This is a genomic window from Virgibacillus sp. MSJ-26, from assembly GCF_018918075.1.
Lineage (GTDB): Bacteria > Bacillota > Bacilli > Bacillales > Amphibacillaceae > MSJ-26.
Window position 1 is genome coordinate 1 of sequence record NZ_JAHLPW010000031.1, and the last position, 17664, is coordinate 17664.

The window sequence follows — 17664 nt, forward strand, 5'->3', positions numbered from 1 at the left end:
GTTTTCAACAGAACTTAGACGGACTAGCCCCACTGGAATATACAGAGCTATCCGCCTAATTGTTTATCTTTTTATTTATACTGTCTACTTGACAGGGGTCGGTTCACTTTCCGTGGGCGGCTGATGAGCCTCCTCGAGCTACGCTCTGCGGGGTCTCATCTAGGCCTCAGCTCCCACAGGAGTCTCCGCGTTTTTCCTCCGCTTATAATTGCTTTCTTTCACGACAAGAAGAAGTCTATAATACTTAATCATTTGGTGAATGTCTAATCATAAATCGTAGTGTCTATCGTAGCGTAGGCAGAATACGAAGACTCCTGCGGGAACAGCACGAGTCCGAAGACCCCGCAGAGTGGTTTTCTCGAGGAGGCTGAAGCCGTGCCCGCGGAAAGCGAAGTATTCTGCAGGAGCGAGGTCACGCACTCAATTTGCTAGGATTAAAAGGACCACAAATTTAGTTGTCACTGTGTCGCAGTTTATATCAACTACATAAGATAGTCATTTTTATTAATATAAACAAAAAAACCTCGTTAACTTAACGAGGTTTTTTGCATCTTGAATTTGATAGCGGCGGAGGGGATCGAACCCACGACCTCACGGGTATGAACCGTACGCTCTCGCCAGCTGAGCTACGCCGCCATATTATTTGATAGAACTAAACTTTCTAAAGCAAATGTTTTTTTGTCACAAGTGCTATAATACCATGATAATTTTAAAGTTGTCAATAGATTTAGCTAATATTCTATCTGAATATATTTCATACTAGTTCCATAAGAGTTTTAATATCTATTATTTTTAAATTCACTTAAACGACAATTAAAAAGAAATGTCGATATGAGTGATTTTTTTATAAAATAGAACCAGACCCTAATAATAGATGGAAGAAAACACTTTTAAAAAGATATTTCACTTTATATATAACTAAAAAATATATACATGAAAAATAGACAACACGTTATATTATGTAGAAAAGGGCTTGTACATCAAGAAAGTAGTCGAACGATTTTTTGTTATTCCCCTGTTGTTTTGACAAAAAAATTAAGAAATCTATGGTTTAATACGATTAAAGGGGGATGACTAATTTATGATGGATTCTATTCCGAGAGTAAATCCAAAAGTACTTGAAGCAGGTCAAACAAATGTCAGACGATTAAAAAGTTATATATATACAAAGATGCAGACTCTTATGATTGAAAGAGGATGGTTACTTTGTATTGTGGGCTTCTTGCTAGGACGAGCTGTAGTTCTTTCAGTCGTATCACCTTTTGCGGTAGCATTTTTAGCCACTCTTTGGTTAATGCAAAGAGATAAGGCATTTAAAGTTATGATAGCCACGTCTATTGGAGCATTTACTTTCACATTAGCTCAAGGAATTTATGTTTCCATAGCTATGCTAATATTTATATTAATTGCTGGTTTATTTAAAAAAACTAAAAATAAGCAAGTCGCTATTCCATTTTTTGTGTTAATCGCTTCTATGGCACCACGACTATTCTTGTATTCTCTTGAAGGCCCATTGCCGTCTTATGAATGGATGCTCCTTATCGTCGAAGGAGTCTTGGGGTCTATCCTAGTACTTATTTTTATGCAAAGTGTTCCGTTATTATCACCAAAAAGATATAAACCTGCGTTAAAGAATGAAGAAATTGTCTGTATGATTATTTTGATTGCTTCTATCCTAACAGGTACGATCGGCTGGGAAGTATATGGAGCTTCAATTGAACAAATCTTTTCGCGTTATTTTGTTATGTTGCTCGCTTTTGTTGGTGGAGCAGCAATTGGTTCTACAGTAGGTGTAGTTGCAGGCCTCATTTTGTCACTTGCCAATGTTGTGAATCTCTATCAAATGAGTTTACTCGCATTTTCAGGATTACTTGGGGGATTATTAAAAGAAGGAAATAAAATAGGAGTTGGGATTGGTCTTCTAGTTGGAACGTTTTTAATTGGAATTTATAATGACGCTGCGACCATTATCCCGTCTTTGCTGGAATCAACGTTAGCAATTGGTATGTTTTTATTGACGCCTTCTAGCTTAATAAAAAAGTTAGCACGCTTTATTCCAGGTACAGAAGAGTATACGAAAGAACAAGAGCAGTATTTACAAAAAGTACGTAACGTCACAGCGCAGCGAGTAGAACAATTCTCTGATGTGTTTGAAGCATTATCAAAAAGTTTTACTTCAACTGATAGATCCTCACAAGAGAAGGTAGATACAGAACGGGAAACTGACTACTTTTTAAGTCAGATTACGGAGAAGACATGTCAGACATGCTTTATGAAAGAAAGATGTTGGCAGCAACAATTTGATAAAACATATACGTTGATGGGAACATTGAAAGAACAACTTACCAATGGCTATGAACCATTAAGAAATACAATGTATTCATTTGAAAACCATTGTGTAAAATCTAAAAAAGTAATTGACACCATGAAAGAAGAAGTATCTTATTTTCAAGCTAATCAAAAACTAAAACAACAAGTCGTCGAGAGTAAGCGTCTTGTCGCAGATCAATTGCAAGGTGTTTCTGAAGTGATGGAGGATTTTGCTAATGAAATTGTAAAAGAACGTGAGCACCATGAGAAACAAGAAATGGATATAATCAATTCATTAAATCAGCTAGGAATAGAATTAGAGAAACTTGAAATCTATCGTTTAGAAAAAGGTAATGTTGATATTGAAATGGCGGCTTCTTTTGATAATTACCATGGAGAAGGTGAAAAGTTAATTGCACCTGTTCTATCAGAAATTTTAGATGAAGTCATTGTCGTCAAACAAGAAGAAGTGTCACCTTTTCCTAGTGGATATACATTTTTGGCTTTTGGCTCTGCAAAACAATATGTTGTGGAAACCGGTGTAGCTAGTGCAGCTAAAGGAGGCGGAATTATTTCTGGAGATAGTTATGTTACGATGGAACTTGGCGCTGGAAAATATGCGATGGCCATTAGTGATGGAATGGGGAACGGAGAAAGGGCTCAAGAAGAAAGCCGTGAAACTTTGAGGTTGTTGCAGCAAATTTTGCAAACGGGTATTCCAGAACGTGTCGCTATCAAAACTATAAATTCCATTTTATCCCTTCGAACAACGGACGAGATGTTTGCGACATTAGATTTAGCGATGGTTAATCTACATAATGCGCATGTGAGATTTTTGAAAATTGGATCATCGCCTAGTTTTATTAGACGCAGAGAAGATATGATAACTGTAGAATCTAGCAATTTACCGATGGGTATTATTCAAGAATTTGACGTCGATATTGTAAGTGAACAACTAAAGTCCGATGATCTACTTATTATGATGAGTGACGGTATACTTGAGGGGCCGAATCATGTATCGAACGCTGAGGGTTGGATTAAACAAAAGTTACGAAAAATGGAAACGAATGATCCTCAGGAAATTGCTGATTTATTATTGGAAGAAGTGATAAGGGTTCGTTCAGGTGTGATAGCTGATGATATGACTGTTGTTGTAGCGAAAATCGAGAAAAATATCCCAAAATGGTCTTCAATTCCAGTTTTTCAAGACTATGCTCAATAAAGTGAAGCGCTGTTTATTCCCTAGTTTTCTAACTATAGAGTCCGAACAATGATTTTATAATCAAAATCATTGTTCGGACTCTTTTATTTTTCAAGAATATAGAGGTAATCCTTTAGTATAGATTTCTCTTATGTTGGCGAAAATGATAATGGAAAATATAAGGGAGGTTTTTGCGTGAAAAAAGGGACATTGAAACAAATATTATTAATTACTGATGGATGCTCCAATAAGGGTGAGGATCCTTCTGCTACAGCAGCTTTAGCTCGTGAACAAGGTATTGCCGTTAACGTTATTGGTATATTAGATGATGATCAAACAGAAGAACCTACTGGATTAAAGGAAGTGGAGGATATTGCTATGGCTGGAGGTGGAATTAGTCAACTAGTTTATAAGCAACTTCTTTCGCAAACTGTTCAAATGGTGACAAAACAAGCGATGACACAAACCTTACAAGGCTTCGTCAATCTCGAGTTAAAGGAAATATTAGGTTCTGAGCAAACAATGGAAGATTTAGATCCGGAAAAACGCGGTGAAATTATGGAAGTTGTCGAAGATATGGGAGAAACGTGCGACTTAGAAGTTGTTGTTTTAATAGATACAAGTGCAAGTATGCGTGATAAGCTTCCAACTGTTAAGGAAGCCTTGATTGATCTCTCATTAAGTTTGAATGCCAGGATTGGTAGAAATCGATTCAGTATCTACCAATTTCCAGGAAAAAGAAACAAAGATATTGAAAAAGTATATGGTTGGTCACCAAAACTTGACGAGGTATCAACAATTTTTCCTAAGTTAACGAGTGGGGGCATTACACCGACCGGCCCTGCAATTAAGGAAGCTATCTATCAATTTAGTAAAAAGAGCTTATTAAGGAGCTTTAGAGAAAATGATGAACAAGACATGGAAGAGGCCTAACCCTTATTTCGCCCCAGGGATGCAAGTTAAAGGAAAATGGCATAAAAACATTTATACAGTTAAACGAAAACTTGGTTCAGGTGCTATTGGAACAGTTTATTTATGTGAATCAGCTGGGGATTATGCAGCCTTAAAAGTGAGTGACAAAGGTTCTTCTATTACAACGGAGGTAAATGTCTTAAAAGCCATTGATCAAGCCCAAGGTAATAAACTTGGGCCTTATTTGTTGGATGTTGATGATTGGGTAGCCCAGACTGGTGAACAGTTCTCCTTTTATGTGATGGAATATATTAATGGGGAGCCCTTGTCTGACTTTGTTAGGCAACATGGCCATGTCTGGTTAGGTGTATTTATGCTACAACTACTAGATGACTTAGAAAATCTCCATCAACTAGGCTGGGTATTTGGTGATTTGAAAATGGATAATCTGCTTGTTTCCAAATCGCCTACTCGTGTGCGGTGGGTGGATGTTGGTGGAACAACAAGAATAGGACGAGCAATTAAGGAATATACTGAGTTTTATGACCGGGGTTATTGGGAACTTGGTTCTAGACGAGCAGAACCGAGCTATGACTTGTTTTCATTTGCAATGATTTTCCTTAGTGTATACCACCCAAACCATTTTGTGAAACGAGGCAACTCACGGCAGTTCCTATTTCGAAAACTCGATGCGATAAAGCCTCTTCAACCTTATAATTATAGCTTGAAAAAAGCGATTTTAGGCAAGTACCAATCAAGTGCTGAGATGAAGCAAGACATCAGTAAGGCTATCTTTCAAGCTAAACGAAAAACACAAAATCATAAAGAGAAGGTTCCTATAGCAATCGAATCCGTAGGGCTCATGTCACTAGCTATTATTTATTACTTGACTTCTATTTATCTATTTTGATTTAAGACAGCGTTATGCCTCGTATGTTAAAATAATATGAATGACATATTTTGGGGATGAATAAGATGAAACAAGATGTTACAGCTTTCATAAAAAAACATAATTTGTTATTTGAAGATGCAACTGTCATGCTTGGTGTATCAGGTGGTCCTGATTCGATGGCCCTTCTCCAGTATTTTTATTCTATTAGAGATAGTTGGAATTTAAATATTATTGTACTTTTCGTTGATCATCAATTAAGAGGGGAAGAGGGCAGAAGGGAAAGGGATTATGTCCAAGAACAATGTGAATTGAGGGACATTCAGTTTGTTGGGACGTCATTAGATGTCCAAGCTTATAAAAATGAGAATCATGTTGGGACGCAGCTAGCTGCTCGTGAAGTGCGCTATCAATTTTTTGCTGAACAGATGGTCGAGCATGAAGCAGATTTTTTAGCTTTAGGTCATCATGGTGACGACCAAATTGAAACGATGCTCATGTCACTGGCTAGAAGTGGAGATTCAAGCAGCTTTTCGGGGATACCAGTTCAACGTCCGTTTTCAAGAGGTTTCATTATTAGACCGTTTTTATGTGTGACTAAAAAAGATATAGAGGATTATTGTGTCACGCATGCTATCGTCCCTAAAATCGATCCGTCGAATAAAGAAACAACATATACGCGTAACTATTACCGCAAATATGTGGTTCCAAAGTTGAAAGAAAAAAATGAGAATCTCCACATGACTATTCAACATTTAAGTGAATCATTAGGAGAAGACGAATTTTTTCTTAGACAAGAAGCTAAAAAGATGGTTGAGCTTGTGGTAACATTCCATGAAAATGAAAAAAAAGTGACGTTTTATGAAGGAGAATTTAAATCTTATTCAACCGCTTTACAAAGACGTGCCTATCATCTAATATTGAACTATCTGTATGATGATTTACCAAAAAATTTATCTTATTTACACGAAGAAAACTTTTTTAATATATTAGGTGGAAATGGAACTATAGAAATTGACTTTCCTCATGAACTTAAAGTGCAAAAATCATATCAAAAGATCACTCTTTTTTTTCGTGAAAAAGCATCTCAAGATACATCCTTTCATTATGAGATTGGTATTCCAGGGGAGATCTCCTTGCCTAACGCCTCAACATTAAAGGTTACCTATATAGAGAATAGGGAAAAAGAAAGTGAAGAGGAGCTAATGATTCCAGTGGAACATGTGGTTTTACCCTTACATATAAGAACTCGAAAGCCTGGGGATCGAATGAGTTGGAGAGGACTGAATGGAAGCAAAAAGATTAAAGATATATTTATCGATGAAAAAATACCCCTAGCCGCTCGTAACTCTTGGCCACTTGTAGTGGATGACGCTGGAAAGATTTTATGGCTAATAGGCCTAAAAAAAGGACACTTTCCATTGAGTAAAAGTAGCAGCAAAATGATTAAATTAATGTATCTAACAAATGAATAAAGACATCTTAATAGGAGGGAAAACATGCATAATGATATAGAGAAGATATTAATAACTGAAGAAGAAATTGCTGCTAAGTGTGAAGAGATTGGGAGTATGCTATCTAAGGAATATGAAGGTAGATTTCCTCTAGCCATCGGGGTCCTTAAAGGTGCCATGCCTTTTATGGCTGATATTTTACGACACATACACACACATTTAGAGATGGATTTCATGGATGTCAGCAGCTATGGTGGGACAAGTACCCGTTCTTCCGGAGAAGTTAAAATTGTAAAGGACTTAGATACAAAAGTAGAAGGTCGCGACATATTAATTATTGAAGATATTATCGATAGTGGCTTAACACTAAGTTATTTGGTTGATTTGTTTAAATATCGAAAAGCAAACTCAATAAAAATTGTAACGTTACTAGATAAGCCTTCTGGTCGTTCAGCTAACATAAAAGCTGATGTTGTTGGGTTCGAAGTCCCTGATGAATTTGTTGTGGGTTATGGTTTAGATTATGATGAAAAGTATCGTAACCTTCCTTATATAGGTGTTTTAAAACCAAAAATATATCAAGGAAAAGAAGATTAACGATAAAAAAATGTTCTTATCATACGTTATAAAAATATTATGAGAATGAAATGAAAGTATTTAGGTAAATTAGTTGTATTATAACTTTTTACTATGGTACTATTGTTTATAGTTTTTCCCGCTTGGGAGGAGGTTAGCAATGAACCGAATGTTTCGGAATGTTCTCTTCTATCTACTCTTATTCGTTGTAATCATCGGTGTAATAGGGGTTATTACAGATGGAAATGAACAAGCAAAAGAATTTAATGTACAAGAATTTATGACAGCTTTAAATAATGGCGAAATCAAAGAAATGACGATGCAGCCAGTTAATAAAATAATGCGTTTTTCTGGGGAACTTGAAGATGGAAACAAACCATTTGTTGCGCAAGTCCCTGACAATACGGATATTATCGCTGATCTTACAGAAAAGGCAAATGAACAAAGTGTCTTAAATGTTAAAGAAGAAGACACCCCAAGTATGTGGGTTACCTTCTTAACAACTATGATTCCGTTTTTGATTATTGGTCTCCTGTTCTTTTTCTTACTCAGTCAAGCCCAAGGTGGCGGTGGCGGTCGAGTAATGAACTTTGGAAAAAGTAAGGCGAAAATGTATTCGGAAGATAAAAAGAAAGTTCGCTTTAAAGATGTAGCCGGAGCTGATGAAGAAAAGCAAGAGCTTGTAGAAGTAGTAGACTTCCTTAAAGATCCACGGAAGTTCTCGAATGTTGGAGCAGAAATTCCTAAAGGGGTCTTGTTAGTAGGCCCACCGGGAACAGGTAAAACTTTACTTGCCCGTGCTGTTGCTGGAGAGGCAGGTACACCATTCTTCTCCATTAGTGGATCTGACTTTGTTGAGATGTTCGTTGGTGTAGGTGCTTCTCGTGTGCGTGATTTATTTGAAAATGCTAAGAAGAACTCACCTTGTATTATTTTCATTGATGAAATTGACGCAGTTGGACGTCAAAGAGGTGCCGGTTTAGGTGGGGGTCACGATGAACGTGAACAGACCTTGAACCAGTTACTCGTTGAAATGGATGGATTTGGATCAAACGAAGGTGTTATTATTATCGCGGCGACAAACCGTCCTGATATTCTTGACCCTGCACTTCTTCGTCCGGGACGTTTTGATAGACAAATTACAGTTGATCGTCCAGATGTTAGAGGACGCGAAGCAGTACTAAAAGTACATGCACGTAATAAACCACTTGATGATACGGTAGATTTGAAAATTATTTCAATGCGTACACCAGGCTTCTCAGGTGCAGATTTGGAAAACTTATTAAATGAGGCAGCTCTTGTTGCAGCACGACGCGATAAAACAACGATTGATATGCTTGACGTTGATGAAGCGATTGACCGTGTTATTGCAGGGCCTGCTAAGAAGAGTAGAGTTATCTCTGAAAAAGAACGTAATATTGTTGCCTACCATGAAAGTGGTCACACAATTATTGGTATGGTACTTGATGATGCGGATACCGTCCACAAGGTTACAATCGTACCAAGAGGTCAAGCTGGTGGATATGCGGTCATGCTTCCAAAAGAAGATCGTTACTTTATGACCAAACCTGAACTCTTTGATAAAATAACTGGACTATTAGGTGGTCGTGTAGCAGAGGAAGTTATATTTGGGGAAGTTAGTACTGGAGCTTCTAATGACTTCGAGCGTGCCACTGGTATTGCTAGGAAGATGATTACTGAATATGGTATGAGTGATAAAATTGGCCCGCTTCAATTTACAAGCGGTGGCAACCAAGTCTTCTTAGGAAGAGACATTCAAGATGATCAAAACTACAGTGATGCGATTGCCCAAGAAATTGACAAGGAAATGCAAAACTTTATCAATTACTGTTACGACCGTGCTAAACGCATTCTTACTGAGAATAAAGATAAGCTCGAACTTGTTGCTCAAACATTACTTGAAGTTGAAACACTTGATGCTAAACAAATTAAGTCTTTATTTGAAGATGGCATATTGCCAGAACCCATTGATTCTGAAGACAATGAAGATGTCAAAGTAAACATAAAGACTCAGTCTGAAGAGGATGAGGATGCAGCTTTTGAATCTTATGAACAAGCGAAAGCAAAAGCGAAGGCTAAGTTGGATAAAGAAGCTGAGGAAAGACAACAAGAAGAACCACAGCAGACAACTGACAAGAAGGACGACGAAGATTCAACGGACTCTTCCGAGAATAATCCAAAAGATTAAACTCATTTAACAAAGCAGTCTCTCACATAAGAGAGGCTGTTTTTATTTTGTTTAAGCATTGGTATGGGGGTTTATGTTAAATTAATAGTGTACCTAAACTGCGCGGTAATAAATTATAATGATATACTTTCTCATCCTGATGATAGTTATGTGCTTTACCATCGCTTTGACAGAATACTTCGCTTTCCATGGGCACGGCTTCAGCCTCCTCGCGGAAAAGCCACCGCTGCGGGGTCTTCAGACTCGTGCTTTTCCCATAGGAGTCTTCGTATTCTGCCTACGCTATTATAGACTCTACGATTTATAATTAGGCACTTTCGGAAGATTGATTATTACCAATCTTCATATCATGAAAGAAAGTTACTATTAGCGGAGGAAAAAACGTGAAGACTCCTGTGAGCTGAGGCCTAGATGAGACCCCGCAAGTGCGTTAGCACGAGGAGGCTCATCAGCCGCCCACGGAAAGCGTAACGTTTTTTCCGTAGCGTTCGGATTATTGCTTACATTAACAAAAGGGGACAAGACTCTTCATCCAAACTGTATCGCAGTTTATATCTATTGGTTTTTTACTGGAGAAAATGTGGGGCTGATTCTTATTTAACTTTTGTTTGGGAACTTCCTTTTTGTGCATCTGTTTTTATTTTGCTATATTGTAGATACTAAAATATACTTGCTTAGTTACATAAGTTATTAGAGGAAGGTTTGTTTATAATGTTATTTGTCATTGACGTAGGAAACACTAACACTGTGTTAGGAGTTTTTGAAAATAAAACACTTGAACATGAATGGCGCATTCGGACAGATCGTCATAAAACGGAAGATGAATTGGGAATGTTAATGAAATCCCTACTCGAACACAAAGGGATTAGCTTTAAAGATATTAATGGCGTTATTATTTCATCCGTCGTTCCACCCATCATGTTTGCATTAGAAAAAATGTGTAAAATCTACTTTAATATCGAACCACTGATTGTCGGTCGGGAAACAATTGATTCTTCATTAAAAAAATGTTATCCCAATCCACATGAAATCGGAGCCGACCGAATTGTAAATGCGGTGGGGGCGATAGAAGAATACGGTTCCTCACTTGTCATTATTGATTTCGGAACAGCTACAACTTATTGCTATGTGAATGAAAATGAAGAATACGCTGGTGGAATTATCTCTCCAGGAATAACCATTTCAATGGATGCACTGTATAAAAATGCGTCTAAGCTTCCTAAGATTGAAATAGAATCACCTAAATCCATTATTGGAAAATCAACTGTAGAAGCGATGCAGTCAGGTGTGTTTTATGGTTTTGTTGGACAGGTTGACGGGATTATTAAACGAATAAAGGAGTCAGTCAATAACGAGGTGACAGTCATTGCGACTGGAGGCCTTGCCTCCTTAATTGCAGATGGCTCTGAAGAAATTAATCATGTGGATAAACACTTAACTTTAAAAGGGCTGCAACTTATTTATGAACAAAATAAAAATAATTAAACATAGACTTGAGATTCTAAAGGAGAAGAAAATAAATGAAAGATCATTTGATTAAAGCAACGATTTATGATGGCATGGTACGGGCATATACTATTGTAAGTACGGAAACAGTTGAAGAAGCAAGAAGAAGGCATGACACATGGGCTACAGCGACAGCTGCTATGGGGAGAACGATTACTATTACTGCCATGATGGGTGCTCTTCTAAAAGATGATCAATCCTTAACAGTCAAAGTAGAGGGGGGCGGACCCATTGGCGCTATTATGGCTGATGGTAATGCAAAAGGTGAGGTAAGAGGCTATGTGGTGAATCCTCATGTTGATTTTGATTTGAATGAAAAAGGCAAGTTAGACGTGGCTCGTGCAGTCGGCAAAAATGGAGCGTTATCTATTGTAAAAGATCTTGGATTAAAAGATTATTTCACGGGGCAAGTACCTATTGTTTCTGGGGAAATAAGTGAAGATTTTACGTACTACTTCGCTCATTCAGAACAAATTCCTTCAGCAGTAGGAGCGGGGGTTCTAGTTAACCCAGATCATTCAGTTTTAGCAGCTGGTGGATTTATCGTTCAAGTCATGCCTGGAGCGGACGAAGACTTGATTGCTGAACTTGAAGAGCAAATACAAAATTTCGAGCCTATTTCTTCCTTGATTCAGAAAGGATACACACCAGAACAAATTTTATCTAAATTATTCCCCGATGAAGAAGTAAAAATACATGAATCTATGCCGATAGAGTTTAAATGCAAATGTTCAAAAGAAAGACTGGGCGTTGCAATTAAAGGATTAGGCAATGAAGAGATTGATAGTATGATTAGTGAAGAACACGGGGCGGAAGCAACATGTCACTTTTGTAATGAGGTTTACCATTTTAATGAAAGTGAATTAGAGAGATTGAAGGAATAAACATAGTTAGAGCTTGTTAGAATTAAATGGTGATGCATTCGTATAAAAAAATATTTAAGGATAAAAATAAAAAAATGTGTGGAATTAGCCCAAATCACGCTTTTTTGTTGACATTTTATTGAGGTCAGCGTACATTGTAATTAATCCTATAAACTTACTACGGATTAAAATTAAGGAGGTCAAAAAGATGAGAGTAGCTAATGATATTACAGAAATTATAGGCGAAACGCCTATTGTTAAGCTAAACCGATTGACCGATGACGACAGTGCTGATATATATGTGAAACTTGAATTTATGAATCCAGGTAGTTCAGTAAAAGATCGTATTGCTCTTGCTATGATTGAAGCAGCAGAAAAAGATGGTAAATTAAAAGAGGGCGATACAATCATCGAGCCGACGAGTGGTAATACGGGAATTGGTCTTGCCATGGTCGCTGCGGCTAAGGGTTATAAGGCAATTTTAGTCATGCCAGATACTATGAGTAAGGAACGACGCAATCTTTTAAAAGCTTATGGGGCGAAACTAATATTGACCCCTGGAGCTGATGGGATGAAAGGCGCAATTAGTAAAGCGGGAGATTTGGTGAAAGAGCATGGTTATTTTATGCCACAACAATTCACTAATCAAGCAAATCCAGATATCCATGAAAAAACAACAGGCCATGAAATTGTAGAACAGATGAAAGAAGGACTTGATGCTTTTGTTGCAGGAATCGGAACGGGTGGAACAATTACCGGTGCAGGAAAAGTATTAAAAGAACATTTTTCAGACATTAAAATATACGCAGTAGAGCCTGAAGACTCAGCAGTGCTTTCAGGTGATAGTCCGGGACCACATAAAATCCAAGGGCTTGGAGCAGGGTTCGTACCAGATGTTTTAAATACAAAAATTTATGAAGATGTTATTAAAGTTTCAAATGATGATGCGTTTGCTGTCTCGCGAAAGGTTGCAAAAAGTAATGGAATTTTAGGTGGTGTATCAGCGGGTGCAGCTATTGCAGCTGCGATGAAGGTTGCCAAAGATTTAGGAAAAGGTAAAAAGGTTTTAGCTATTTTTCCTGACAATGGTGAAAGATATTTATCAACACCATTATATCAATTTGATGAAGACACAAAGTAAGAATTTGAGAAAAGGCTTAGCAGCTGCGATTGCTAAGCCTTTTTTAAAAAAATACATCTATGTAACATCAAGTTGAGCCACACTGAATAAAGTTATACTTTATGTTAAAATAGAACACGTATATTACCGTGAAAGAAGGTTTAACATGAAGCTGACAACAGATGTAAAAACATACGATTTAGACGAGCGCACACATATTATGGGAATTTTAAATGTGACGCCCGATTCTTTTTCAGATGGTGGTAGTTACACGGAGATTGAAGCAGCCGTACAGCAAGCAATCTTAATGGAAGCCAATGGTGCAGATATTATTGATATTGGTGGAGAATCAACCAGGCCAGATCATAATCCCGTGTCAGCAGAGGAAGAAATAAACCGAGTTGTGCCAATGGTCCAAGCGGTGAAAGACAATGTCGGTGTTCCTATATCTATAGATACATATAAAGCTAAAACAGCTGAAGCAGCACTTAAAGCCGGTGCCTCCATTATTAATGATGTATGGGGAGCTAAACGAGATCCTGATATTGCTCGGGTAGCAGCAGATTATCAAGTACCTATTATTTTAATGCATAATCGAACCAATTTAAATTACACATCTCTTATCGATGATATGAAAAAAGACTTAACAGAAAGTATTGATGTTGCTCTAAAGGAAGGAGTTCTGGAAAAAAACATCATCCTTGATCCAGGTATTGGTTTCGCAAAGACCATGGATCATAACTTTATTGTCATGAACCAACTTGAAGAGTTTACAAAACTTGGTTATCCATTGCTGTTAGCTGCCTCAAGGAAAAGGTTTATTGGAACAGTTTTAGATGTTCCAGTCGAAGAGAGAGATGTAGGTACCGGTGCAACAACCTGCCTAGGAATATCTAAGGGAGCTCAAATGGTTCGTGTTCATAATGTAAAATTAAATGTTCAACTTGCCAAAATGATGGACAGGATGTTAAAGGGATAAACATATTGGCCTAAATGGGAAGGGAAGTGCTGGATTGGATAAAATAATTTTAAAAAATATGCAATTTTATGGCTATCATGGTCTGTTTCCTGAAGAAAATAAATTGGGACAGAGATTTCAAGTTGACTTAGAATTATATAGCGAATTAAAAACAGCAGGGAAGTCAGACGATATGAATGACTCGATTGACTATGGTGAAGTTTATAAATGTGTTCAGAACATTGTTGAAGGGGAAAAGAAAAATTTAGTTGAAGCTGTGGCCGAGCTAATTGCTGAAAAACTATTAAAAACATTTTCGAAGTTACAAGCCTGCGATGTGAAAGTCATTAAGCCAGATCCACCTATACCTGGTCACTATGAGTCAGTTGCCGTACAAATTTATCGGGGGAGAAACTTATGAATAAAGCATTTATTGCATTAGGCACCAATATTGAGCCGAGATTACCCCATTTGAAAAAAGCAATAGAAGCACTTAAAACACATGAGGCCATTGATTTTAAAATGAGCTCCCCCATCTATGAAACGGCACCGGTTGGATATTTGGAACAAGCAGATTTTTTAAATATGGTTGTTGAAGTTGATACATCTCTTCCACCAATCGAATTGTTGAATGTTTGTCAATCCGTTGAGAATGATCTTGGTAGAGAAAGAAGTATCCGTTTTGGTCCTCGTACTATAGACCTTGACATTTTAGCTTATAATGATGAAAATATAAAAATGGAACGATTAACAGTGCCGCATCCGCGAATGCATGAGAGGGCCTTCGTACTGGTACCCTTTGCAGATATTGCCGCAAATTTTTATATACCGGGGATTAATAGACGAGTGAGTACACTTGTCGATGACCTTCCTAAAAGTGAATTGAAAGGTGTAAATAAATGGACACCAAACGAATCGGCCGACGAATAAAAGCTTTTCGCAAATTAAAAGGATATACACAGATAAAGTTTGCCAAAAAATTAAGACTTTCATTATCACGTTTAGGAGCAATTGAGCGGGGAACGCTTGAAGCATCCGATGAGCTGTTGAGTGATATAGCTGATTTTCTAGGGATTGATAAAAAAGAGATTACCCTAGAGGGAAAAGAAACAGAGCAAAATGAAGACATTTCAACTGAGTAACGTTTTATAATCTTGTTTACTCTTAGATTCGGGTGATCTGCCAGAATAATGGACACTGGCAGTTTTATTTTATAAAAAAGCAAAACATCTTATATTCAAACTTTATATTTAAAGAGTCAAAATACACATTCAAAGGGTATTCGTGCCACTATGGATGAAAGTTAATCAGATTTTCTATATACTAAGGAATAGTTAGAATATGATTCGGTATTTACAAAGATACGTAATGGAATCAAATAATGGAGTGATGGATATGTCAGAGGAATTAAATGAGCATATGCAAGTACGCCGAGAGAAAATGGCGCAAGCTAGGGAACAAGGAATAGACCCTTTCGGAGGTAAGTTTGAAAGAACTCATTTAGCAGAAGACTTGCATAAAGAGTACGGAGACTTTTCTAAGGAAGAGCTTGAAGAAAAGGAAAGTGGAAATAGTCAGGTAACAATAGCGGGTCGATTAATGACAAAGCGTGGAAAAGGTAAAGCTGGATTTGCCCATATCCAAGATGTGAGTGGACAAATTCAATTGTATGTCCGACAAGATCAAATTGGAGAAGAAGCTTACGGCTTATATAAAACAATTGATCTGGGAGATATTGTCGGTGTGACAGGTGTCATGTTCAAAACAAAAGTTGGAGAGTTATCAGTTAAGGTAACAGAGTTCCAACTTTTATCTAAAGCTCTTCGTCCTCTCCCAGAAAAATATCATGGATTAAAGGATGTTGAACAAAGATATCGTCAACGCTATTTAGACTTAATTACAAATACAGAAAGTAAGGAAACGTTCATCTTACGCAGTAAAATTATCCAAGAAATGCGTAATTATCTAAATGGCCAAGGATTCCTAGAAGTAGAAACGCCAATGCTTCATGGTATCCCTGGTGGTGCTGCGGCTCGTCCATTTGAAACACATCACAACGCACTCGATGTTGATTTATATATGCGTATTGCTATTGAACTACATTTGAAACGACTTATCGTTGGCGGATTGGAAAAGGTATATGAAATTGGCCGTGTTTTCCGTAATGAAGGAGTGTCTACACGTCACAATCCCGAATTTACGATGATTGAGTTATATGAAGCATATGCTGATTTCCGCGATATCATGTCAATTACAGAAAATATGGTGGCACATATCGCTGAAAAAGTGCTGGGTAAGACAACTATCACTTATGGTGATCATGAGATTGATCTGAAACCTGAATGGACAAGACTACACATGGTTGATGCGATTAAAGAACATACCGGTGTGGACTTTTGGAAAAATATAAGTGATGACGAAGCAAGGCAATTGGCTAAAGAACATAATGTCGAAATCCAGGATATGATGACCTATGGACATATCGTTAATGAATTCTTTGAGCAGATTGTTGAAGAAAAGTTAATCCAACCAACCTTTATCTACGGTCATCCAGTTGAAATTTCTCCTTTAGCAAAGAAAAACAAAGAGGACGAGCGTTTCACAGATCGTTTTGAGCTGTTCGTTGTTGGTCGCGAACATGCAAATGCGTTTACTGAGTTAAATGATCCAATTGATCAACGTGAACGATTTGAAGCACAAGTAAAGGAAAGAAGTCAAGGAAACGATGAAGCTCATCTTATGGATGAAGACTTCCTTGAAGCTCTAGAATATGGAATGCCTCCAACTGGTGGTCTTGGAATTGGTATCGACCGCCTTGTTATGTTATTAACCAATTCACCTTCCATTCGTGATGTTCTGTTGTTCCCACAAATGAGAGAAAGATAAAATATAACAGACTCTTCAATTAGGAATTAGATAAATGCTTATTTCCTTAATGAAGAGTCTTGTTTTATATTTACAATGAAAAGAAGATTGTATAAGTGTATAAATAGTTCTTAAGGGCTTATGTTCATCCTGGATTAACTCACTGCCCAACAGGGTAAGATTATATATAAATGGTTCTTGTCCCATCGAAGTAGATTTATACTAGTGAAATTTAAATTAAGAAATTAAAGGTAATTTAGGAATTGTAAGTGGGAAGGAACGGCCGTAATCATTTGGCTCTTTAAACTAATATAAAGTTTCATATTGTCTTTAGATTAGAGGGGGCTCAGTAATATACTAAAACCAACTCGATTCCAAATGTTTCAATGAGAAGATGGGATAAATCTACCAAATAAGTCTTATTTGAATTAACCATTTAATTTTTTAGATTTCCCCTTGCATTTAAACTAAAATCGTGGTAAATTAATAAACGTCGCTAAATTAAACATTTAACGACAGCTAATAAAGTTTTTTTGAAAACAGCTTGTCATTCAATTTAAATTATGCTATAATGTATAGGCTGTTCAAAAAACAGTGATTAAATTTTTAAAAAAGATGTTGACAACTTATTGTTAACATGTTATATTTGAAAGGTCGCCAAAACAAGCGACGAAAGATTTGCTCTTTGAAAACTGAACAGAACAACCAGTATGTCAGGAGAAATTAAGTTTCTTCTATAAAACTCAAAAGGGTAACCTTTTGAACAAGCTAAGATTTAACAACAAACTTTTTGGAGAGTTT

At 37.1% G+C, this 17664-nt stretch carries 14 protein-coding genes and 1 tRNA gene; 14 read left to right on the top strand and 1 reads right to left on the bottom strand.

The genetic code is table 11. The annotated features are described in order from the left end of the window. Positions 1–562 precede the first annotated feature (562 nt). Positions 563–636, bottom strand: a tRNA-Met gene (locus KQI49_RS17895). Positions 637–1081: 445 nt separating this feature from the next. Here KQI49_RS17895 and spoIIE point away from each other — a divergent pair. The 14 genes from spoIIE to lysS all read left to right on the top strand — a co-directional run bounded on the left by spoIIE (position 1082) and on the right by lysS (position 16884). Then, positions 1082–3532, top strand: coding sequence for a stage II sporulation protein E (gene spoIIE, locus KQI49_RS17900; protein WP_216490937.1), 2451 nt, complete (start codon positions 1082–1084; stop codon positions 3530–3532). Between the two features lie 174 nt (positions 3533–3706). Further along, positions 3707–4444, top strand: coding sequence for a VWA domain-containing protein (locus KQI49_RS17905; protein ID WP_216490938.1), 738 nt, complete (start codon positions 3707–3709; stop codon positions 4442–4444). Then, a complete protein-coding gene (locus tag KQI49_RS17910; RefSeq protein WP_371817604.1) occupies positions 4416–5333 on the top strand; it encodes a protein kinase domain-containing protein in 918 nt (305 codons plus the stop codon). The genes KQI49_RS17905 and KQI49_RS17910 overlap by 29 nt, the downstream gene beginning before the upstream one ends. A 65-nt stretch (positions 5334–5398) precedes the next feature. Beyond that, on the top strand, positions 5399–6787 hold the full coding sequence (tilS, locus tag KQI49_RS17915; protein ID WP_216490939.1) for a tRNA lysidine(34) synthetase TilS: 1389 nt from the start codon (positions 5399–5401) through the stop codon (positions 6785–6787). Positions 6788–6811: 24 nt separating this feature from the next. Then, complete coding sequence (gene hpt, locus KQI49_RS17920) at positions 6812–7363, top strand: hypoxanthine phosphoribosyltransferase (RefSeq protein WP_216490940.1); 552 nt, start codon at positions 6812–6814, stop codon at positions 7361–7363. Between the two features lie 139 nt (positions 7364–7502). Further along, positions 7503–9551: an ATP-dependent zinc metalloprotease FtsH gene (gene ftsH, locus KQI49_RS17925; RefSeq protein ID WP_216490941.1), complete on the top strand. Its 2049-nt coding sequence runs from the start codon at positions 7503–7505 to the stop codon at positions 9549–9551. Between the two features lie 711 nt (positions 9552–10262). Then, a complete protein-coding gene (locus tag KQI49_RS17930) occupies positions 10263–11036 on the top strand; it encodes a type III pantothenate kinase (RefSeq protein ID WP_216490942.1) in 774 nt (257 codons plus the stop codon). 35 nt (positions 11037–11071) lie between these two features. Next, positions 11072–11941, top strand: a complete 870-nt coding sequence (gene hslO / locus KQI49_RS17935; protein WP_216490943.1) for an Hsp33 family molecular chaperone HslO — start codon at positions 11072–11074, stop codon at positions 11939–11941. A 187-nt stretch (positions 11942–12128) separates the two neighbouring features. Then, on the top strand, positions 12129–13061 hold the full coding sequence (cysK, locus tag KQI49_RS17940) for a cysteine synthase A (protein WP_216490944.1): 933 nt from the start codon (positions 12129–12131) through the stop codon (positions 13059–13061). A gap of 145 nt (positions 13062–13206) precedes the next feature. Next, positions 13207–14019, top strand: coding sequence for a dihydropteroate synthase (gene folP, locus KQI49_RS17945; protein WP_216490945.1), 813 nt, complete (start codon positions 13207–13209; stop codon positions 14017–14019). Between the two features lie 34 nt (positions 14020–14053). Further along, a complete protein-coding gene (gene folB, locus KQI49_RS17950) occupies positions 14054–14419 on the top strand; it encodes a dihydroneopterin aldolase (protein WP_216490946.1) in 366 nt (121 codons plus the stop codon). Then, positions 14416–14928 (top strand): 2-amino-4-hydroxy-6-hydroxymethyldihydropteridine diphosphokinase, encoded by a 513-nt coding sequence (folK, locus tag KQI49_RS17955; protein ID WP_216490947.1) that lies wholly within the window; start codon positions 14416–14418, stop codon positions 14926–14928. The genes folB and folK overlap by 4 nt, the downstream gene beginning before the upstream one ends. Next, complete coding sequence (locus KQI49_RS17960; RefSeq protein ID WP_216490948.1) at positions 14898–15140, top strand: helix-turn-helix domain-containing protein; 243 nt, start codon at positions 14898–14900, stop codon at positions 15138–15140. Before folK ends, KQI49_RS17960 begins: the two co-directional genes overlap by 31 nt. A gap of 253 nt (positions 15141–15393) precedes the next feature. Beyond that, entirely contained in the window at positions 15394–16884 is a 1491-nt protein-coding gene (gene lysS / locus KQI49_RS17965) for a lysine--tRNA ligase (RefSeq protein WP_216490950.1), read from the top strand. The last annotated feature ends 780 nt before the right edge of the window (positions 16885–17664 follow it).